19 protein-coding genes are annotated in these 20,200 nt (G+C 36.4%); 8 read left to right on the top strand and 11 right to left on the bottom strand.

The annotated features are described in order from the left end of the window. Positions 1–201: 201 nt before the first annotated feature. From asnB to MKY60_RS18915, 3 genes are all read right to left on the bottom strand, one after another. Positions 202–2,046: an asparagine synthase (glutamine-hydrolyzing) gene (asnB, locus tag MKY60_RS18925; RefSeq protein WP_340930914.1), complete on the bottom strand. Its 1,845-nt coding sequence runs from the start codon at positions 2,044–2,046 to the stop codon at positions 202–204. Positions 2,047–2,152: 106 nt separating this feature from the next. Continuing rightward, positions 2,153–3,391 (bottom strand): ABC transporter permease, encoded by a 1,239-nt coding sequence (locus MKY60_RS18920; RefSeq protein WP_090566068.1) that lies wholly within the window; start codon positions 3,389–3,391, stop codon positions 2,153–2,155. Continuing rightward, positions 3,384–4,283 (bottom strand): ABC transporter ATP-binding protein, encoded by a 900-nt coding sequence (locus tag MKY60_RS18915; protein ID WP_093495699.1) that lies wholly within the window; start codon positions 4,281–4,283, stop codon positions 3,384–3,386. The genes MKY60_RS18920 and MKY60_RS18915 overlap by 8 nt, the downstream gene beginning before the upstream one ends. A 128-nt stretch (positions 4,284–4,411) precedes the next feature. Between MKY60_RS18915 and MKY60_RS18910 the strand changes: the two genes are divergently transcribed. Then, positions 4,412–5,830 carry a stalk domain-containing protein gene (locus MKY60_RS18910; protein ID WP_340930913.1) on the top strand — a complete coding sequence of 473 codons (1,419 nt, stop codon included), beginning with the start codon at positions 4,412–4,414 and terminating at the stop codon, positions 5,828–5,830. Between the two features lie 209 nt (positions 5,831–6,039). Here the strand turns inward: MKY60_RS18910 and MKY60_RS18905 are convergent, their stop codons facing one another. Next, positions 6,040–6,954 (bottom strand): DNA-3-methyladenine glycosylase 2, encoded by a 915-nt coding sequence (locus MKY60_RS18905; RefSeq protein ID WP_340930912.1) that lies wholly within the window; start codon positions 6,952–6,954, stop codon positions 6,040–6,042. Positions 6,955–7,083: 129 nt separating this feature from the next. Between MKY60_RS18905 and MKY60_RS18900 the strand changes: the two genes are divergently transcribed. Beyond that, a complete protein-coding gene (locus tag MKY60_RS18900; RefSeq protein ID WP_241598049.1) occupies positions 7,084–7,530 on the top strand; it encodes a GNAT family N-acetyltransferase in 447 nt (148 codons plus the stop codon). A gap of 70 nt (positions 7,531–7,600) precedes the next feature. Here the strand turns inward: MKY60_RS18900 and aroD are convergent, their stop codons facing one another. Continuing rightward, positions 7,601–8,353: a type I 3-dehydroquinate dehydratase gene (aroD, locus tag MKY60_RS18895; protein ID WP_093495695.1), complete on the bottom strand. Its 753-nt coding sequence runs from the start codon at positions 8,351–8,353 to the stop codon at positions 7,601–7,603. Between the two features lie 66 nt (positions 8,354–8,419). Between aroD and MKY60_RS18890 the strand changes: the two genes are divergently transcribed. Then, entirely contained in the window at positions 8,420–9,271 is an 852-nt protein-coding gene (locus MKY60_RS18890; RefSeq protein WP_340930911.1) for a GNAT family N-acetyltransferase, read from the top strand. A 101-nt stretch (positions 9,272–9,372) separates the two neighbouring features. On the opposite strand, the gene MKY60_RS18885 is transcribed toward MKY60_RS18890, so the two are convergent. Further along, positions 9,373–9,948, bottom strand: coding sequence for a hypothetical protein (locus MKY60_RS18885; RefSeq protein ID WP_093495694.1), 576 nt, complete (start codon positions 9,946–9,948; stop codon positions 9,373–9,375). Between the two features lie 193 nt (positions 9,949–10,141). Then, positions 10,142–10,990, bottom strand: a complete 849-nt coding sequence (locus MKY60_RS18880) for a TetR/AcrR family transcriptional regulator (protein ID WP_340930910.1) — start codon at positions 10,988–10,990, stop codon at positions 10,142–10,144. A 99-nt stretch (positions 10,991–11,089) separates the two neighbouring features. Between MKY60_RS18880 and MKY60_RS18875 the strand changes: the two genes are divergently transcribed. Further along, on the top strand, positions 11,090–14,179 hold the full coding sequence (locus MKY60_RS18875) for an efflux RND transporter permease subunit (RefSeq protein ID WP_340930909.1): 3,090 nt from the start codon (positions 11,090–11,092) through the stop codon (positions 14,177–14,179). A gap of 56 nt (positions 14,180–14,235) precedes the next feature. Here MKY60_RS18875 and MKY60_RS18870 read toward each other — a convergent pair whose 3' ends face one another. Together MKY60_RS18870 and MKY60_RS18865 are read right to left on the bottom strand one after the other, a co-directional pair. Next, the gene (locus tag MKY60_RS18870) at positions 14,236–15,285 is read right to left on the bottom strand and encodes a DUF4097 family beta strand repeat-containing protein (protein ID WP_340930908.1); all 1,050 of its coding nucleotides are present in this window, start codon (positions 15,283–15,285) and stop codon (positions 14,236–14,238) included. Then, complete coding sequence (locus MKY60_RS18865; protein ID WP_090566098.1) at positions 15,278–15,601, bottom strand: PadR family transcriptional regulator; 324 nt, start codon at positions 15,599–15,601, stop codon at positions 15,278–15,280. Before MKY60_RS18865 ends, MKY60_RS18870 begins: the two co-directional genes overlap by 8 nt. A 152-nt stretch (positions 15,602–15,753) precedes the next feature. On the opposite strand from MKY60_RS18865, the gene MKY60_RS18860 reads away from it, so the two are divergent. Together MKY60_RS18860 and MKY60_RS18855 are read left to right on the top strand one after the other, a co-directional pair. Further along, complete coding sequence (locus MKY60_RS18860) at positions 15,754–16,083, top strand: MGMT family protein (protein WP_093495690.1); 330 nt, start codon at positions 15,754–15,756, stop codon at positions 16,081–16,083. Between the two features lie 19 nt (positions 16,084–16,102). Beyond that, entirely contained in the window at positions 16,103–16,531 is a 429-nt protein-coding gene (locus MKY60_RS18855) for an NUDIX hydrolase (RefSeq protein WP_093495689.1), read from the top strand. Between the two features lie 195 nt (positions 16,532–16,726). Here MKY60_RS18855 and MKY60_RS18850 read toward each other — a convergent pair whose 3' ends face one another. Then, positions 16,727–17,485, bottom strand: a complete 759-nt coding sequence (locus MKY60_RS18850; protein WP_241598042.1) for a MerR family transcriptional regulator — start codon at positions 17,483–17,485, stop codon at positions 16,727–16,729. Positions 17,486–17,600: 115 nt separating this feature from the next. On the opposite strand from MKY60_RS18850, the gene MKY60_RS18845 reads away from it, so the two are divergent. Further along, positions 17,601–18,191, top strand: a complete 591-nt coding sequence (locus MKY60_RS18845) for a histidine phosphatase family protein (RefSeq protein ID WP_093495687.1) — start codon at positions 17,601–17,603, stop codon at positions 18,189–18,191. A 49-nt stretch (positions 18,192–18,240) separates the two neighbouring features. Here the strand turns inward: MKY60_RS18845 and MKY60_RS18840 are convergent, their stop codons facing one another. Further along, positions 18,241–18,396, bottom strand: a complete 156-nt coding sequence (locus MKY60_RS18840; protein WP_241598038.1) for a hypothetical protein — start codon at positions 18,394–18,396, stop codon at positions 18,241–18,243. 165 nt (positions 18,397–18,561) lie between these two features. Between MKY60_RS18840 and nagZ the strand changes: the two genes are divergently transcribed. Continuing rightward, positions 18,562–20,199: a beta-N-acetylhexosaminidase gene (nagZ, locus tag MKY60_RS18835; protein ID WP_340930907.1), complete on the top strand. Its 1,638-nt coding sequence runs from the start codon at positions 18,562–18,564 to the stop codon at positions 20,197–20,199. Position 20,200 lies beyond the last annotated feature (1 nt).

Here is a 20,200-nt window from a genome sequence, read left to right as displayed (position 1 = left end):
CTTCTTAACCATTTACTTGCTTTGGCATGCCAGTTACTTGCGTTCATCGGGCAGTTACTTGCTTTAATTCATAAGTTACTTGTGTTCGCTGTTTGTTTACTTGCTCTGGATGATGATTTACTTGCGGAAAGGGAAATTTATCCATCTCACGCATCTCTGCCTAGTTAGGAATACAAATCTCTTGAAGTGTGGCTGGAGTTTTTAATCCACCAGTTGAACATTATATTCCTTAAACCAAATATGCATTTGCACTAGATATGCAAGAAGTTGTGGACCAGACATTAACTGACCGAACCATGGTACTTTAAATGCTTCCCCATTCGATTCAACTAAATCAGCTAGACGTTGCTTTTGGAAAAGCTCATGCAGAATAGAGTTTTTATCTTGCAATTGCTCTTTTAACATATTACTTACAATCCCTGTGTAGACTGGATTATGGGTTTTGGGATATGGGCTTTTTTTGCGATAAAGTACATCATATGGCAAGCTATCTTGAAATGCCTTTCGTAGAATACCTTTTTCCTGATTGCCAACCATTTTGTATTCCCAAGGAATGTTCCATGCATACTCTACCAATCGGTGATCCGCAAATGGCACGCGGACCTCTAAACTAGCACCCATACTCATACGATCTTTTCTATCTAAAAGAGTAGTCATAAACCATGTCATATTTGTATAAAATAATGCTCGTCTTTTTGCTTCTATATCTGTTTCCCCCTCTAGCAGAGGAGTTTCAGCTATAGTTGTATCGTATGCATTTTGTACATATTCTTCTATTTTTAATTTACCTTGCCAACTATCATTTAATAGCTGAAAGCGTTCATTGGTAGATCGTATCCAGGGAAAACCTTTTTCTGCGTTTCCAACCTGATGGAACCATGGATAGCCACCAAAAATCTCATCAGCGCACTCTCCAGAAAGTCCTACTGTAAAATCCTGTTTAATTTCTCTGCAAAACCAAAGTAAAGATGAATCGATATCGGCCATTCCAGGAAGATCACGTACGTGAACAGCCTCTCTTAAAAACTCCGCTAATTTTTGTTGGGTAATAATAGAGAAATGATGTTTCGTTTCTAGATGGTTTGTCACCTTTTGAATCCAAGGGAGGTCGTTTGATGGCTGAAAGGTATTGCCTTTAAAATGATGGTCATTGTCTTGATAGTCAATGGAGTAAGTGTTCAGAGAGGATTTAGAATTATGTGAATAGGATTTGGCAGCGATTGACGTAATGATACTAGAATCCAAACCACCAGACAGAAATGTGCAAAGAGGTACGTCAGATACAAGTTGTCTTTCTACAGCATCAGTTACTAGGAAGCGAACTTTTTCGATTGTTTCGTCTAAAGAATCTGTATGCTCCTTACTTTCTACATTCCAGTAGCGCCAAGTACGGAGTCCTTTACTAGTTAAGCTTAGTGCGTGTGCGGGGCGTAATTCATGTATATCCTTGTACACGCCTGAACCAGGAAGACGAGATGGACCTAAACCAATAATCTCTGCAAGGCCATTTCTATTTATGATTGGAGAAATAGCAGGATGTGCGAAGAGCGATTTTTGCTCAGAGCCAAATAGGAAACCCCCATTTTTCTCAGTATAAAAAAGTGGTTTAACTCCAAGGCGATCGCGTGCAATAAACACTTTTTGTTCCATTTCATCCCAAATTGCAAAAGCAAATATACCGTTAAAGTAGTCAACGCATTTTTCCTTCCATTCAATATAAGAGGTCAATAAAACCTCGGTATCCGAATGGCCAGAGAAGGAATGCCCACGTTTCAACAATTCTGTTCTGAGATCCTCTGTATTATATAGCTCTCCATTATACGTAAGTGTATATTCACTTGATTGATAGTTTTTAGTCATTGGTTGTTTTCCACCAACAGGATCTACCACTGTTAGACGGCGATGTCCAAACACGGCGTGCGGAGAACTCCAAATATTATCGTCATCTGGACCACGCTTATTTAAGGTTTCCGTCATTTTCGAAACCGCTGATAATTCGTTTCGCAAATCTCTTTGAAAATGAATCCAACCAGTAATTCCACACATATATGCATCCCTTCTTTCATCCATTATTTTATGCAAGAAATCAAAAATTGTATCAAAAAAATAATCGCAAGGGTGGATACCTTCGCGATTATTTCTGTGAAATATATTAAGTTGTGACCTTTAAAACGGTTTTGATTTTTTGAATTATTCCCCCACTACTATAAGTTAAAACACTTCGTTTATAGAAGGATAAGCTTAATAGGAATAGAAGAATTACAGTGACGATTAGTATAGCCATGGACAGAATTGGTTCAAATGTGGATATATCTGTTGCTCCAATTCGTAGTGGCATTACCATACCTGACGTGAACGGAATATAAGAGAATACTTTAATCAGCAGCGTATCAGGACTTGCCATACCTGAGATTAAAACGTAAAATCCAATAATTCCTACCATCATCGCAGGCATCATCGCCTGACTTGATTCCTCAACCTTGGAAACTAAAGACCCTAATAATGCACCAAGTATTAAGTATAGAATGATTGTTATCAATAAAAATGCTACTGAGTATCCGATAAATGCAAGGGATAATTCGTTGGCAATTTCCTGGACAACATCCCATTTAGATCCTCCATCAATCAGTGCGAATAACAATCCTTGAACAAGTAATAATCCCGCAATTTGTGTCAATGCTAGGAGAAATGTTCCGGTTAACTTCGCCATAAAATGTGTAGCTGGCTTTACACTAGCGAGTAAAACCTCTAGAACACGTGAACCTTTTTCGGAAGCAACATCAGTTGTAATCATCGATAAAAATGTCATAACAAATGAATAAATTAAAAAGCCTATTAAAAAGGAAGCACCAATTCCTGCAGCCTTCTCATCCTCACTTTTACCTGAGGCAGATTGCTCATCAAGATTTTTCATCGTGATAGTAGTTTCGGATTGAAGAATTTTGTCAGCTTGCTCAGCTGTTAAATTTAGCTGCTGTACTTCATATATTTTCCCTGCATACTGTAGAGTTGAAGAAAGGCTTTGCTGATCATTAAATGTTAGTGGTTCAAAGGTGGCGATTTCTGCTGTCAATGAATTGTCCTGATCCTCAACGAAAATTACAGCGGCAAAGTCCCCGTTGACGACTTGTTCTTCTACCTTTTCTACCTCATCAGTTGGAAAGGTGAATTCTATGTCGTTAGTCGATTCAAATAAAGCCTCGATTTCTATATCTGTTTCGTTGATTAAAGCAATCTGTAAAGCTTCTTCTTGGAAAAACGCTTCTTTAATATCTGACCAGAACATAACTCCACTGATCACTGCAACATATAGTACGATAGAAAATATAAATGATTTCGCTTTTACTTTTTGAACATATAACTGCTTAACTAATAGCCAAAATTTAGACATGTGTACCACCTACCTTATCCTTGAAGATTTCATCTAATGATAAATAATCCAAACTAAATTTCTCTATATATTTTCCATTAGATACATAGTCGAAGATAGACTGCGCATATGATTCATCCTCAAGTGTTAATGTATAATGATCCTTTCCAACTTGAATATCCCTTACACCATGCAATCCAGCTAAGACTTCTCTTGGAATTTCTGTACGTATCGTTAATTTTGTTTTACCGTATTGTTTCTTTAAGTCCAATAAGCTTCCTGAAAACAAGGACACACCACGTTTCAGTAAGCATAAATGATCACAAAGCTCTTCAACATTATCCATTTGATGACTAGAAAATAATATAGTCGTTCCCTTGCGCTTTAAGTCCAGAATTGCTTGCTTTAGTAAATCCATATTAACAGGGTCCAAGCCACTAAAAGGCTCATCTAATATCAAGAACTCTGGTTGATGTATAAAACTAGCGATAAGTTGGACCTTTTGTTGGTTCCCTTTGGACAAGGTTTCCGCTTTTGATTTTCGCTTATCCTCTAATTCAAAACGATTAATCCAGTAATCTACTTCTTTTTTAAGATCTTTTTTTGTCTTCCCTCTTAGCTCTCCGAAGAAGTATAATTGGTCTTCCACTGTCATTGCAGGGAAGATGCCGCGCTCTTCAGGTAAATAGCCTAGAATGTCTCGGTTAATGGAGTTAATCTGCTTCCCATTCCACATAATATTTCCTTCAGTAGTCTCCTGTAAGTCTAAAATCATGCGAAATGTCGTTGTTTTACCAGCCCCATTCTGTCCGATCAATCCAAAGATTTCTCCTTTTTCAATTGTAAAGGACAAACTGTTAACAGCGACGAAGTCTTGGTATCTCTTAGTTACTTGGTTGATTGATAACGTCATATTCAAACTCCTATCTTTTTCTCTTTACACTTTATACGAATCAAATTAAAGAATGTTTCAAAAAAATTGTAACGTTTTTGTAAATAGGCCCGTCAAATGGAAAGAGAAGCAAAAAAAGGAGAGATTTGATGAAGAAAATTTTTGGAGTTTTCGCAATGATTTTAATGCTAGGGCTAGGATGGAGCCAAGGATCAGTATATGCGAAAAGTGACGATGCGAAAATCGAAGCAACTAACTTTGTAAAAGGTTCTGGGATTATAACAAATGTAGAAGAAAAAAAGGACACTGTTACATTGACGGTAGAAACAACTGGCAAAGAGCCACAGATCACTTTTTACACCGTAACGAGCGAAACAATGATATACAATAGCGGTTCAACGAAAAAGATGGAAAAAGTGGGATTCCAAAAAGGGCAACAAATAGATGCTTACTATGGTAAAGATAAACCGATGATCATGATATATCCACCGCAAATTTCTCCTGAATTAATAGTCGTACATGATGCTAAAACTTTCGGTTCCGTTAAAGTAGGGAAGTTTGATGAAGAACTGCGTAGTTTAGATAATAAATTGAATTTGAAAGTAGATGGTAAAACTACTTTCGAAAACACTGAAGGAGAAAAAATAGAACGACAAGACTTAAGTGGAAAAGAGCTTATTGTATTCTATACTGTGGCGACTAAAAGCATTCCAGCTCAGACAGCCCCAACTAAAGTAGTAGCAATTTCACCTGAAAAAGCTGAAGAAGCAGTTGAAGCTTCAAACTTCGTAAAATTTTCAGGTGTCATTACTGATATAACAAACGATAAAAATCAGGTTGCACTAACAGTAGTGACAGAAGAAGATGAGCCAACTACAACTATTTTCACACTAGATAATAATGTCCTTCTTTTAAATGGGACCAATGCTGAAGCGGTTAAAAAAGAATCCTTTCAAGTGGGCCAAAAAATAGATGCTTACTATGATAAAAACAAGCCAATGATCTTAATATATCCAGCAAGAATAACACCAGAGATTCTCATTGTTCAAGATAAAGAAAAAGTTAGCTTCTCGAAAGTGTCGAAGTTTGACCAAGATATGATTAGTTTAGATGGAGAGCTTAAATTAAATATTTCCACAGAGACTGAAATACTTAATGAAAATGGGGAAGTAATAACTAAGAAGGATTTAGAAGGAAAAGAGCTAATTGTTTTTTATAATATCACTACAAAAAGCATTCCAGCCCAAACAGTTCCAACGAAAATTGTTGCTGTAAACTATCTTTCAGCCGATCTGAAACAAATTATTAATAATGATCATTTTATACAAAATGGGGTAAAAATGATTCCGCTTCTTCAAGTGGCTGAACAACTTGGATATAAAGTGGAGTCTTATCCTGCCTCTTCACAAAAGACAGTAACACTTACAAAGGGGAATAGTTCTATTAAGGTTATACGTAACATGAATATTTACAGCTACAATAAAAGTCTGCGATTATTTTTAGAACGACCAGTGCTAAAAGATAAGAAAACATATGTATCAGAAGAAATTCTAGATATATTAAAATAATCATAACCCCATCCTTTTCTAGTTGAGAAGGATGGGGTTTATTTAAAGATAAGGAAGTATATAAAAATGTATCATGAACACTGAGTTTTCGACACTTTTAAGAGTGAATAATAGTGCTGACTTCTGTTTCGAGTGGAGGAACGAAGGATAAGAGTGTCACCTCAAATGGAGGGCAATCTAAATTCGACGCTTCCTGCAATTTTTGACCTTCAATAAAGTAATCTCCATAAATAAAAGGTTGCATATGCTTCCCAACCGGTCCAGTGCTGAGCCAGTTGCATAATTTCAGTCCTCGTAGGTTTAGTCGGTGAGCCAGTTACCTGTTTAATAGCATTATGTAGTCCTACATCATCAATAGGAAAAGCGGAAGGAAATCTTAAACAGCGCATTAATACATAATTAGCGGTCCACGGACCAATCCCTCGGATTTGAGTAAGAATCTTTTCAGCTCTTTTTACATCATTTTCTGCTAAGAGCATTTCTTTTGTCAGTAGACCTTTGTGGATTAAGTTTGCCACATCTATTAAGTACTCACATTTTTTTACGGTCATTTTTAGTCCATTTAAGTCATGTACGGTCAGATTTGCAATAGTATCAGGTGTAGGGAATAACCAATAATCATGACCTTCAAAATGAATAGAATGGCCATAAGTTTCCACTAAGCGACGCTTCAATGTATAGGCATAGGTAAGGTTAATCTGTTGACCTAGGATGCCCCATGTCATTGCCTCAAATAAATCAGGAATACCCATAATGCGTAGCCCTTCAAATTTTTGAGCTGCTTGTGACAATATTGGATCAGTGGAGGCTAATTTATAAAATTCCTGCAAATCCGCATTGAGGTCAAACCACTCAATTATATAGGCTACTATCTCTTCATTGCGATTTTTACCATCGGGACATGTATCATTTATAAAATTAATTGCTAGAATTTGATCTTTGTATTCGCTGATTTCTATTAATAGGTTGCAAGTTCCTATTGGTATTGCTTTTCGGATTTTATTGTTCTGAATATGAAATAAGCACTCATTAGTTGATCTGGAGAGATATTGAAGATTATTAGAAAAGTTAAATCCAGATGGAGTATGTAATAGTATTTTGTCGTCTATTTCTTCCCAAAACAAATTGCGCCACCTCCTTTATACGTTCTTAGTAATATTAGGAAAATGAGTTATGCTAAAAGTATACAAGAAGGAAGGTAGAGATGATACAGTGTGTATTAGACATTTACAAAAGAAAGTAGAGGAAATTACATGGAAATAAGACGAATAAATGAAGCATACCCAATAGAATTATTATTACAGGCAGATCCTTCTAAGAAGCTTATCCAGCAATATCTAGAGCGGGGGAAATGCTACATAGGCGAAGAAGGTGGAGAAATAGTAGGCGTATTTGTACTACTTTCAACTAGACCAGAAACCGTAGAACTAGTTAATATTGCTATAGAGCAGCAATATCGAGGTAAAGGGTTTGGGAAAGCGCTCGTAATAGGTGCTATAAATATGGCAAAGGAACAAGGATATAAAGTCATTGAATTAGGTACAGGCAATTCAAGTATTGATCAGCTAGCTCTTTATCAAAAATGTGGATTTCGAATTGTCGGTGTGGATATAGACTTTTTCACAGCTCACTATGAAGAGGAAATAATCGAAAATGGTATCCCATGTGTAGATATGATTCGCCTAAGGCAGCTACTATAAAAGGAGGGGAGTGCATCCCTCCCTGTGCTTTAGCTAATTCTGTCCAATATCCAAGAGCACTTCGCTTTTGTTATTGTGTATGGAGTAATTCTAAAATACGTTTAAGATCACTCGCTGGGATTTGACCAGGAGCAGATGGTGCTACACCAGCACCGAATGTTGCTGCAGAACCAAAAATTTCTCCAGCTAATCGACTTATGACACCAGTAGAATCCATAGACATGGAGATAATCGGACGGTCTGCATACAATGATTGCATGGTATACGTCGCTTCTAGCAATGTCAGAACATCTGCTGGATTGTTCGGCATTACGGCAATTTTAGTGATATGTGCATCCAATTCTTGCATTCTTCTAAGTCTCCACATGATCTCTTCCTTGGCAGGAGTCTTTTCGAAATCATGATTAGACATAATGGTAACGACATCACTTTTTTTGGCGATCTCCATAATTTCTGTCACTTTGGGTGAAAACAACTCTACGTCTACTAAATCTATTTCATCTGTTTTCATCACTTCCACAAGAAGGTTCTTGTAGTACGAATCTTCAATAGTTTTGTTGCCACCCTCCCGATGGGTTCTAAAAGTGAATAAGAGCGGTATAGAGTGTAGCTCTTTACGAATGATTGAGAGTGTTTGTTTTACCGTAGCCAAATCTTCAATATCCTCAAACAAATCTGCACGCCATTCGACGATGTCTAGGTTTATTTGTTTAATTGTTTTTATTTCCAAAAGGAGCGCTTCTAGAGTATCCCCCATTATTGGGACAATGACTTTTGGTATACCTTTTCCTATATGGATATCTCTGATAGAAACAACTTTCATAAAAGTATCCCCTCCAGCGTTGTTTTAGGTTATATTAACATACAAAGATAAAAGGAGGGCAATTTTATGAATTTTCAGCGTTATGAAAACGTAGATGCATTTGCAAAAATAGTAACACCCTTTTTGGAAGAAAATGAAGATAAATTTAGCCTGTTTCTAGGTGTTTTGAAGGGGATAAAAGCTGGTGCATACGAAAATCCGTACATGGCAACTATAGAAGAAAACGGTCAATTACTAGCAATCTTTCAAATGACTCCACCACATCCTTTAAACATTATATTTGTTGATGAAATTCAAATATCTACGTGCATAGATTTATGTATATCTGAATTAACCAAGCATGCCGTACCGGTAGCATCAATTATTAGTGTGAAGGAATGGGCTGTTCTGTTTGCACAAAAATGGCAGGAGAAAACCGATGGGAACTATTCTTTAATGATGGATCAAGGGCTATATAGACTGGACCAAGTAGAGGAATCACTAGAAATGAGTCCAGGGAAATGGCGTTATGCAACGATTAGTGACGCACAGCTTATAGAGAAATGGTGCAGTCAGTTTGAACAAGATACTGGGTTATCCGTTACAGCTCCAGAAGAAATAAAAAAACGTGTAAAAAATATGTTGGATGGAAAGGAAGTCTTCTTTTGGGAAGACCAAGGAGAGGTTGTATCCATGATGAAAAAGTCTAGGCCAACAACAAATGGGATAACAGTTTCACTTGTTTTTACACCCGCTGAAAAACGAAAAAAAGGGTACGGAAGAACATTGGTTGCAACAGTGAGTAAAGAGTTATTGAAGGAATTCGAGTTTTGTGTACTATATACAGATATGCTCAATCCAACATCGAACAAAATCTATCAAGAAATAGGCTATCAGAAGCTCGTAGATTCTGTTCATTTGAAATTGGAAACAAAATAGTAATACTTTTTTACGGTAAGATAAATGAAAGATACTTTATAAAAGGGGGTAGACGAAGGACGGGAAATAGCAACCCTCTTCATCTACCCTTTAGAATTACTTTATCTTCCTTCACCTTTTTTGTTATCCTCTATTTCTTCTAAAGAGTCTTGGTATTCCTCTTCAATATCGGTTGTTTTGTATATAAAAGGTTCATGGTTAAAGTCAGTCCGTTTTCCATAGCGAAGCATTTCATAAATAATCAGTCCGTTATTCGGCATGCCATTTACTGTTCTCATCGGAATAATATCAAACAAAACATAGTAAAAAGCATAAAATACAAAGCGATTCCAAAACGTTTTATGTTCTTCTAATAACCCGTTTGCTAATAATGCATTTAATAATAGAGCCACAGAAAGATTCATGAAGATCGGACCTGCGTAAAGACATATATATGCTAGCTTACTTTTCCTTTTTAAAGAATCATATGAAAACCAGCTAAATAGGTGATAATATTTTCGAACATCAATTATCCAAAACTTGAAAACCCGTGGTCCAGAACCGATAGTTAGTCTTGGATTCTTCACACCAAAAATCTCACTTGCTATCAAGTAACCTGTTTCTCGCAGAAATACAACTATAGGCAAAATGATAAATGCTGAAATTACCAAAGATAGTAAATCCGAAAATCCAAACATTTTATCGCAACTCTCTATAAATGTGATGTTGTCTATAAAATACCCGATTTATGTACGAACGAACCTTGAAATAATCACCAACTAATATTTACGTGAATTAATGCTAATTTTTGCTCCAACGTAATTTCATATTTCGAATCTAGCGTAACGATGCGGAATCGGATAGACGATTTCTACCGGTAATGTCCCTATTTTATCTTCCCTCATTATTTTCAAGTTTGAAGTAATTCCGAAGTAAGAATGCAACCCATTTGCAACTAGGATAGCTTTGAATATTTTTTAAAAGACCTTCTACTACAGCAGGGCTTAGAGAGGGCTCTAGTATATGTTGCTTTAGCAAGGTAAGCGATTCTTTTTCAAGTGGCTCCTCTACATCTTTTAAATTCTGCTCTAAGATTTCAAGCAGTTGATCAATCGTTACTTCCGTATGGGTCAACCGTTTAAACTGGAAAATTTCTTCGGTGATAAATGGAATTGTAGCGTGTGTCGCAAGCAGGTTTGTTTTTTCCACTAATGATTGCGCGAGCTGATCCAAATCTACTGGGACATTATTGAATAGAATTAATTCCGAATAAATACTGATGAACCCTTTAATACAATATACTAAATCATGTTTTGTGTTTTCGATCTTTTCCCCAAATAACCTTTCCATCAAAGTAAGGATAGTTTTCTCTAGTAATCGGTCATAATAATGAAATTTTATAACAAGCTCCTTATTAAATGATTGGGACTGTTCTTTCATCAAAATCTTTGCAAAATCGGAATGCTTTTGAGTGGATTGGAACATGGTAAAGTAAAATTCATATAATGTTTTCTCATCGTTTTGGGAGGTTGTGACCTGATAGTCAGTATCTGAAATCATTTGACTCATAAATTGGTCGATTAATGCTAATATCAATTCATCTTTTGATTTGAAAGACAAATAGAAAGCACCTTTAGAAATCCCACAGTGTTCAGTGATTTGTTGAACAGAAGTAAGTTCAAATCCTTGTTGTGCAAAAAGCTCTAATGCTTTTTCCATTATTAATTGTTTTTTACCCATCTGAAACTACCGCTCCTAGTTCATATTATTGACAACTGACTAATAAGTCATTATTATAAGTAATTGAGAAATTAAAGTCAATTAGGGGTAGGTGTAAGAGTGAAAGGTTTAGTTAATTTTGTCCTGCACAATAAATTAGCAGTATGGCTACTTACAATTATTATCACAGTATCCGGTATTTATTCAGGGACACGTATGAACATGGAAACAATTCCAGATATTTCAATACCGTATTTAATGGTAATGGATGTCTATCCTGGTGCAACACCTGAACAGGTAATGGAAGATGTATCCATGCCCTTGGAAAAAGTAGTAGAAAACCTTGAGGGTGTAAAATCGGTTTATTCTAATTCCAATTCGAATATGGCAAGTATTCAAGTGGAATATGAATATGGTGAGGATATGGACGAAGCAAATCGTGCATTAAAGTCAGCATTAGAGTCGGTAAAATTACCTGAAGGAGCACAGGAACCAATTGTCACTGCTCTTAGCATGAATATGATGCCAGTTGTAGCATTAAGTGTTAGTAGTAAGACAGAAGACATTGTGGAGTTAACTTCTACAGTTTCAGATCTATTAGTTCCTAAGATTGAGAAAATTGATGGTGTAGCTTCTGCAACTATTGCAGGACAGCATATAGAAGAAGTTAACCTTACGTATAACGAAGAAAAAATGACCGAGCTTGGATTGACAGAAGATGATGTAAAACAAATGATACAAGCAAGTGACTTAGCGGTTTCATTAGGTTTATACGAGTTTGAAGAAGGCGAAGAGGCAGTTTCAGTAGATGGTAAGTTCATGACATCAGATGAACTAAAGGAAATGCTTATTCCGGTAACACCATCCGCAGCGAACCCATCTCCATTTGTGAAACTTAGCGATATTGCTTCTATTGAAGAAGTTGGTAGAGTTCAATCAGTTTCACGTACAAATGGAGAGGATGCAATTTCTGTTCAAATTGTTAAAGGACAGCAAGCAAATACTGTTGATGTTGTTAACAGTGTCAAAGAATTAATCAAAGAAGAGCAGAAAAATATTGATGGTCTTGTTATTGATATATCGCTAGACCAAGGTGAGCCAATTGAAGAATCGGTCTTCACGATGATTGAAAAAGCATTATTTGGTGGTTTAATTGCAGTATTAATCATATTACTGTTTTTACGTGATTTTAAATCAACAGTCATCTCAATCATATCTATTCCAGTCTCTATTTTTATGGCGTTACTACTATTAAACTGGATGGATATTACGTTGAATATTATGACCCTTGGAGCTATTACAGTTGCGATTGGACGGGTAATAGATGACTCCATTGTAGTAGTGGAAAATATTTATCGTCGAATTCATCTAAAAGATGAGAAGTTATCGGGACGTGCGCTAGTACGTGAAGCGACAATTGAAATGTTCAAACCTATTTTGTCATCTACTCTAGTTACGGTTGCAGTATTTGCACCATTATTATTTGTAGGTGGTATGGTAGGAGAATTGTTTATGCCATTTGCTTTAACAATGACGTTTGCCCTTGGAGCATCATTGATCGTGGCTATCACAATCGTTCCAGCATTATCTCACTTCTTGTTTAAGAAGAAATTATATAGTAAAAAGAATGAGAGTAATCATAAAGAGGTTGGTAAACTAGCTAATGGCTATAAGCGTATATTGGAATGGACGCTTAACCATAAAATAATTACTTCTATAGTATCTATCGTTTTACTAGTTGGTAGCCTAGCTTTAACGCCATTAATCGGCTTCAGCTTCTTAGGAAGTGAAGAAGAAAAAGTTATGTATTTAACGTATACACCAGAAGCCGGTGAGCTAAAAGATGATACATTAGCAAATGTTGCCACGGTAGAAGAAGAGTTATTAAAACGTAAAGATATTGATATACTTCAATTATCAGTGACAGATAGTGATAGTGCTGATCCGGCAGTTGCAATGATGGGAGGCGGAGCAGGCGGTGCATTAATGTACCTTATCTTCGATCCAGAAATGGAAGACTTCCCAGGAGTGCGTGAAGAAATTGAAGAGTATGTATTTAATATTGGGCAAACAGGTGAGTGGAAGAGCCAAAACTTCTCCGCTATGTCAATGTCTTCAAATGAAGTTAGCTATACATTCTATAGTGAAGACTTAAACAAACTAAATGAAGCTGTAACAATGGTAGAAGATGTAATGAAGAAAAATGATGGTTTAGAAGACGTTTCTTCTAGTACTGAGGATGCTTATGTAGAATATACATTCAATGTAGAGCAAGATGAGTTACTTCAGTATGGTTTAACAACAGGCCAAATTGTCATGATGTTAAGTTCTTCAGCTACACAAGAAGTATTGACGACAGTTGAAAAAGATGGCAATTCGTTAGATGTAATTGTTCAGCAGGAAAAAGCACAACAACCAAAATCAGTAGATGATATTTTAGCTACAGAAGTACCTACAGCGTTGGGTACGACAATGCCTCTTTCTGAGCTGGTAACAGTAGAAGAAGGAACAACACTTAATACTCTTGCTCGTAGTAAAGGGGAGTACTATGCAACTGTTACTGGAACAATCCTTGGGGATGATATTTCAGTTGCAACATCAGAAGTAGATGAAGCAATTGATAAATTAGACTTGCCAAAAGGTGTTACAGTTGGTGTTGCAGGTGTTGCAGCAGATATGACTGAAACATTTACACAGCTTGGAATAGCAATGCTTGCGGCTATCGCAATTGTTTACTTTATCTTAGTTGTAACATTCCGTGAGGGTGTAGCACCATTTGCTATACTATTCTCATTACCGTTTGCAGTAATAGGTTCATTCGTTGGTTTATTGATCGCGAAAGAAACTATATCTGTATCAGTAATGATGGGTATGCTCATGTTAATCGGTATCGTAGTCACAAATGCGATTGTACTAGTAGACCGAATCATTCATATGGAACGTGATGGTCTGAGTATGCGTGAAGCAATTCTGGAAGCGGGGGCAACTCGTCTTCGTCCAATCCTAATGACTGCAATTGCAACTATTGGTGCATTGATTCCATTAGCTGTTGGTTCAGGTGGTGGCGGTTTAATCTCGAAGGGTCTTGGTATTACAGTAATCGGTGGTTTAACAAGTTCAACGTTGTTAACGTTAATAGTTGTACCGATTGTTTATGAAATCCTATCGAAACTATTCAAGAAAAACCGTAAGGAAATAGAAGAAAACTAATACGTACAAAATAGTAAAGTCCTTCAAGATGATTTGTCGTCTTGAAGGACTTTTTCTTAATTATAAGCTACTACTCTGCTTTTCTTTTCTACCGCTATTTTCCCATTATCCGATGAAAGTCGGACTTTGTTTGTTCCGTTTCCGAAAACAGTTCGAGTATTTTTCTCACCGAACACGCTTATTTTGCCAAAATCTACATTTGCATGAATAGATACGTCCGTTGGCACATTTTCCGTTTCTACTAAAATGCCCCCGTTGTCTGTCTCCAATTCAATCATTCGATCCAAGCTAGCAGTTAGTAACTCGATTCTGCCATTATCAGTTTTTCCTACAATACTTCCGTTTACGTATTGCATCATAATTCTCCCGTTATCTGTTTCCGTGTGAACTTGCTCGGCATCGATATTTCGAAGCTCAATTCTGCCGTTATCAGTTTCAGCAGTGAGCCTATCAGCCTGAATTTTATCCATTTCGATACGTCCATTATCGGTTTTTACTTCTAGAATGGTTGTAGCAAATTCTTTTAATCCAATACTCCCGTTATCTGATGTAGTTTTTATATTCTTCGCGAGTATTTTTTCAGCACGAATTCGTCCGAAAGTAGTTTTCATAATAACGGTTGTATATAGCTTTTTAGGTAGGGAAACGTTTACTCTTAGTTCTTTTATTAAGAACATGAAACTAAAAAGTTTATACTTTTTGGTTTTAAATTGAATGGATAATGTGTCGTTTATTATATCGACGGTCAATTGTAATTTATCATTTTCTCCAACTAGCTCTATAGTTGTTTCGTCTGTTTCCGAAGGAGTTACGTATAAAGAGCCGAATTCTATATCCATCATCACATTTGAGAAGTTCGCATGAGGGACTTTAATGATTTTATTGCCAGTTGTAACTTTCTCTGGAATTTGAACTTGGTTTTCGGAAAGCTCCTTAGCAATATCTCTTGGTGACCCTAAAGAAGCCGCAATTTCACTATCAGATTTTCCATCTTCTCGGCCATTTGAGAAGTACTCTTTAATATCAGAAAGAATATCATATCTCTCTTCAGCTGGAAGCCTCGTTAAAGCAGTTTCTAATTCATTTAAAAATTGTTGTTCAGTCATTTTTTACACCCTCTTCAATTAGATTATTTACACCAGTCGTAAAACTTTTCCATTCTTTCAATTGTTCATGTAAGTAGGAGCGACCTAAATCAGTGAGTTTGTAGTATTTCCGTGGGGGTCCTTCTGTGGACTCCTGCAGATATGTGGTAAAATAGCCTTCCTTTGTCAAACGTCTTAATAATGGATATACGGATCCTTCTGAAATTGAAATCTGATCGGATATTTTTTGTACAAGCTCATAACCATATCGATCTTGCTTATCCAATAAAACGAGCACACATAAGTTTAATACTCCTTTTTTAAATTGAATATTCATCTTTTTTTTCCTCCTTCCACTACTAACTAATGAACAGTACCTTAGATAGAATATATCATATGGTATTATCTTATGCAAGGTACTACATTAAATGCAATTATAATTTTATAAATTGTCAGTTATAATTAGAGGAAATGAAAGGGAGTTACGGGATGAATCCTTTTACTGAAAAAGTAATTCATATTATAAAGTCCATTCCATCGGGAAAAGTGATGACGTATGGACAGGTTGCAAAAGTTGCAGGAAGCCCTCGAGGAGCAAGACAGGTAGTTCGTGTTTTACATTCTATGAGTGCAAAACATAATATTCCTTGGCAACGTGTGATTAATGCGAAGGGCGAAATTGTAATGGCTGATGAAGAATCGGCATACTCTCAAAAAGCAATGCTAGAATCGGAAGGGGTCCACTTTCTTGCCAATGGATGTGTAGATTTAAAAAAGTCCCGTTATGATCCAAATATAATAGAAGAAGAGTGGATATAAGGAGAGGAAGTGAAGGCTGATGTTTAGCTGGAAAGGTGCAGCTGGTATTTGTGTAAATGATCAGAAGGAAGTATTAATGGTACTTCAAGCAGCACCAGGAGAAGATAAGAAATGGACAGTTCCTTCTGGGACGCTTGAAGAAGGAGAAACAATAGAAGAATGCTGTATAAGAGAATTTTGTGAGGAAACTGGATTCATAGTGAAAACGATTGACAAGGTACATAATAAAAGTGGAACTCTCAGTGAACACGGAATCTCTTACGATGTGGACTATTTTTTAGTTATAATAATAAGCGGTGAAATAACATTGCAAGACCCAGATGAATTTATTCACGAAATTGCTTGGATGTCATTCGAGGAAATCCAAGACTTGGATTTAGCTTATCCAGAGGATATCCACATAATCGAGAATGTATTACAAAATGGAAAGGACAAACTTCCAAATTAGTTAGGAGGTTGGAATTATTAAATCCGTATTAATAATAATTTGGGCTATTATTTTTCTTTATTTGTTAAATATCCTCGAAATAGAAAAGAGTTTGTCCAACTATATTATTGCCTTCTTTTTGTTATTGGTTGGTGTCTATGGAATCGATAAAATATACAAAGTGATAGTTAGAAAAAGCTAGAAGGTATGAGCCTTCTAGCTTTTTGTGTAAATAACAATTGCATCTCGTAAAAATTCAGTTGCACCTGATTGTACTTTATCATAATATGCAGTGAATCGTTCATCAGAGACATACATTTCTGCAAGACCTTCATGAGCTTCTTTAGAGTATTGATCCCAGTAAAAGCAAAGCCATTGTTTATGCAAATCTGCCGCTTTTTGAGCCTGTTCTCCGGCGGGATTTTCGGTATCCATTGCTGCTTTTAAATTCATGAACATTTGCTCCTCTAATTTCTGTATTTTCGCATACTCCTCTTCGGTCATGCCCTTTATTTTTACGTTGGATGCATTCACTGTATCTTCACCGTATTTTTTTCGAATTTCTTTTCCGTATTTCTTCTCATTGTCATCAACAAGTTTTTGTTTAAAGCCTTCAAACTTTTCCTTATCTGTCATGCTAATCTTCCTTTCTGTCTGTTTAATTGATTTATCCACGTTATTAATAAGTGCATCAAGTTGCACACGTTTTTCGAGCAGTTTATCACGATGATCTCGAAGCGCTTGTGTACCGTCAAATGCTGGGGATGTCATGATTTCTTTAATACTTTCTAAATTTACTCCAAGTTCGCGGTAAAATAGTATTTGTTGCAGCCGATTTACTTCATTTTCACCGTATATACGATATCCTGATGAATTGATACGTGTAGGTTTAAGTAGCCCAATCTCATCATAATATCGTAGTGTTCTTGCGCTAATACCAGCAAGCTGCCCAAGTTTTTGTACCGTGTATTCCAATTCATCACCTCCTTATATATTCAGCTTAAACCTTTACGTTGCGTGAAGGTCAAGCAATAATTGTTCAATTATTTTAATTTGATTATAATGAAACAATAAGTAAGGGGGAAATTACATGACGACGATAGGGTTTGTAAGACATGGTGTCACTGCTTGGAATAAGGAAGGTAGAGCTCAGGGGAGTACAGATGTGCCACTAGATGAAGAAGGAATTCAAATGGCTAAGCGTGCAGCGCAAAGAATGCAGTTCGAAGAATGGGACGTTATTTATACAAGTCCATTAATTCGTGCAAAGAAAACAGCTGAAATTATTGCTGAAAATCATTCGGGAGTCGACTTTATTCAAGACAAACGTCTTGGAGAAATTGGTGGTGGCTTAATCGAAGGAACGACTGAGGATGAACGAATTGCTAAATGGGGGCTGGATTGGAGAAACCAGGATATCGGCTTTGAATCAGAGGCTGATATTCTTTCTCGTGGGATGTCTTTTATAGAAGAAGTAAAACAAAAACATTTGGGAAAACGAGTGCTCGTAGTTAGTCATGGAGGCTTCATAAGTAGATTATTATATGCACTTGTTCCAAATGGAGAGTTTTCTCGTGATATCGGAAACACTTCCGTTTCAATTGTGGAGCTCAACGATCAAGGTAACAGTTGTCATTTATTTAACTGTATGAAGCATTTAGAAGTGAAGGAAGTGCAATGATATGGCAAACGCCCCTCCGTACTAATTACAGAAGGGCGTTTTAACTATTTCATTTATCTTTTTCAGTTTGTACAGTAACTGCATCAGATTCTTTTTTTGTAGACAGGGCAGTTAGGTCAATTAGCTCTATAACAGAATTACTTTCTTCTGCAGGTCCGCAAATTCCAGTTTCTATATCACATATCATAGCATCTTTATTAGACATAACTATTCCTCTTTTCAGTCGTTTTTATATTATTTTGGTTCAAATAGTACTATATTTGAGAAGTGAAAATATATCAAATATAAAGCTCTTTTTTTAGTTAGATTAAAGGGATATTGGTTAGGCTTATGGAAGTAGGGGTAAGATTATCATTTGTTTGGAGGTTTTATGATGACCAAAAAGGTAGTAATACTTCTTCTAATATTATTTGCAATTGCCGTAGTTGTAATGCTCAAAGATTCTAAGGAAGATAGCGATTCACAAAAGGAAGTGCCGATAGAAGTGTCTTCAGATGCGGAATCCTTTGTATCCCTCTTGTTTGACCTAGCAGAAAAAGGGCAAACGATTAATTCACCTTTTATCGTAGGAGAAACTACCATCCAAAAAGTGCATGAACTATGGGGAGCTCCAGATCGAAAAAGTAAGAATGCTAGTGCCATCTATGAAGAATTTCTATCGAACGATGCAACAGTGGGTCATCAATCTGAAGTTGTTTTTGATATACGGTCCAGTTCACCTGAAATCCAACAAATCCGTCTCGAGGATATTAAATCCATTAAAGGTGAAGCTGATAAAGTTAGAAGCTATCAGGATGACCAAGTAGACCAAACGATTTTTATATATGATGTCACAACAGACTTTCAATTGAAATGGATAATGCCTAAGCCAACGGAAGAAGAGCCAAATCCAGAAGTTCATCACATATCTGTATTCACAGAATTTGAAAAAGACTTCTCTCTTTCCGATTTAAGCCTAGAAGAAAAAGTAGGCCAGATGATATTTGCGGGTATAAAAGGGACGGATATTACAAATGAGACCAAGAAAATCATATCTACACATCAAGTCGGCGGTATTATTTTGTTCAAGGACAATTTAAAGAATGCCAATCAATCTGTTTCCTTATTGAATGCCATTAAACAAGAAAATACTAATAATAAAGTTCCATTGTTTTTAGGAGTTGACGAAGAGGGTGGTAGAATTTCTAGGCTCCCAGAGTTAACTAAGTTACCGACAAACGAAGAATTAGGAAAGCGAAATGATATATCTCTTTCTTATAATATAGGGAAGCTATTGGGGAAAGAACTAAGTGCATTTGGTTTCAATTTAGATTTTGCTCCTGTTCTTGATATAAACAGCAATCCCGATAATCCGATTATTGGAGACCGATCCTTTGGAAAAGATGCGGAGCTAGTAAGTGAGCTGGGGCTACAGATGATGAAAGGCATTCAAAGTGAGCAGGTTATTTCGGTTATAAAGCATTTCCCCGGACATGGCGATACTGCAGTGGATTCGCATAAAGAGCTACCAATAATTCAAAAGAGTTTAGAGGAATTACAAGCTCTTGAGTTAATACCTTTTAAGCATGCGGTAGAGCAAGGTGCGGATGTCGTGATGGTAGGTCATATTTTACTTCCAAAAATTGATTCTACATATCCGGCCTCCATATCAGAGAGAATTATTACCGATGTATTGAGGGAACAGCTAGGCTATGAAGGTATTATCATAACAGATGATATGACGATGAAAGCAATCCTAAATAACTTGGAAATAGGTGAATCAGCCGTATCTGCAGTAAAAGCAGGAAATGACATAGTGTTAGTAGCGCATAACTACGCAAATGTAAAAAAAACGGTAGACGCAATTCTTAAAGCAATAGAAGATGGAGAAATTACGGAACAAAGAATCGATGAAAGCGTGAAACGGATTCTCTCTATTAAGAAGAAATATAATTTGAGTAATAAACAAATAGATGGGGTAAACATAGAAGAGTTGAACCAATCAATTAATCAAACATTAGGGAGATGAC

Origin of the sequence: Psychrobacillus sp. FSL K6-1415 (assembly GCF_038003185.1) — a bacterium.
GTDB classification, from domain to species: domain Bacteria; phylum Bacillota; class Bacilli; order Bacillales_A; family Planococcaceae; genus Psychrobacillus; species Psychrobacillus psychrodurans.
The sequence above is the reverse complement of the archived record's forward strand: the minus strand, read 5'-3'. Positions and strand labels throughout refer to the sequence as shown.

Bases quoted from the DNA above. Each gene is read 5' to 3' on its own strand.
- nagZ (WP_340930907.1), top strand. From the start codon at position 18,562: ATGATGACCAAAAAGGTAGTAATACTTCTTCTAATATTATTTGCAATT.
- MKY60_RS18910 (WP_340930913.1), top strand. From the start codon at position 4,412: ATGAAGAAAATTTTTGGAGTTTTCGCAATGATTTTAATGCTAGGGCTA.
- asnB (WP_340930914.1), bottom strand. From the start codon at position 2,046: ATGTGTGGAATTACTGGTTGGATTCATTTTCAAAGAGATTTGCGAAAC.
- MKY60_RS18900 (WP_241598049.1), top strand. From the start codon at position 7,084: ATGGAAATAAGACGAATAAATGAAGCATACCCAATAGAATTATTATTA.
- MKY60_RS18845 (WP_093495687.1), top strand. From the start codon at position 17,601: ATGACGACGATAGGGTTTGTAAGACATGGTGTCACTGCTTGGAATAAG.
- MKY60_RS18920 (WP_090566068.1), bottom strand. From the start codon at position 3,391: ATGTCTAAATTTTGGCTATTAGTTAAGCAGTTATATGTTCAAAAAGTA.
- MKY60_RS18865 (WP_090566098.1), bottom strand. From the start codon at position 15,601: ATGAATATTCAATTTAAAAAAGGAGTATTAAACTTATGTGTGCTCGTT.
- MKY60_RS18885 (WP_093495694.1), bottom strand. From the start codon at position 9,948: ATGTTTGGATTTTCGGATTTACTATCTTTGGTAATTTCAGCATTTATC.
- aroD (WP_093495695.1), bottom strand. From the start codon at position 8,353: ATGAAAGTTGTTTCTATCAGAGATATCCATATAGGAAAAGGTATACCA.
- MKY60_RS18855 (WP_093495689.1), top strand. From the start codon at position 16,103: ATGTTTAGCTGGAAAGGTGCAGCTGGTATTTGTGTAAATGATCAGAAG.
- MKY60_RS18860 (WP_093495690.1), top strand. From the start codon at position 15,754: ATGAATCCTTTTACTGAAAAAGTAATTCATATTATAAAGTCCATTCCA.
- MKY60_RS18870 (WP_340930908.1), bottom strand. From the start codon at position 15,285: ATGACTGAACAACAATTTTTAAATGAATTAGAAACTGCTTTAACGAGG.
- MKY60_RS18880 (WP_340930910.1), bottom strand. From the start codon at position 10,990: ATGGGTAAAAAACAATTAATAATGGAAAAAGCATTAGAGCTTTTTGCA.
- MKY60_RS18890 (WP_340930911.1), top strand. From the start codon at position 8,420: ATGAATTTTCAGCGTTATGAAAACGTAGATGCATTTGCAAAAATAGTA.
- MKY60_RS18915 (WP_093495699.1), bottom strand. From the start codon at position 4,283: ATGACGTTATCAATCAACCAAGTAACTAAGAGATACCAAGACTTCGTC.
- MKY60_RS18840 (WP_241598038.1), bottom strand. From the start codon at position 18,396: ATGTCTAATAAAGATGCTATGATATGTGATATAGAAACTGGAATTTGC.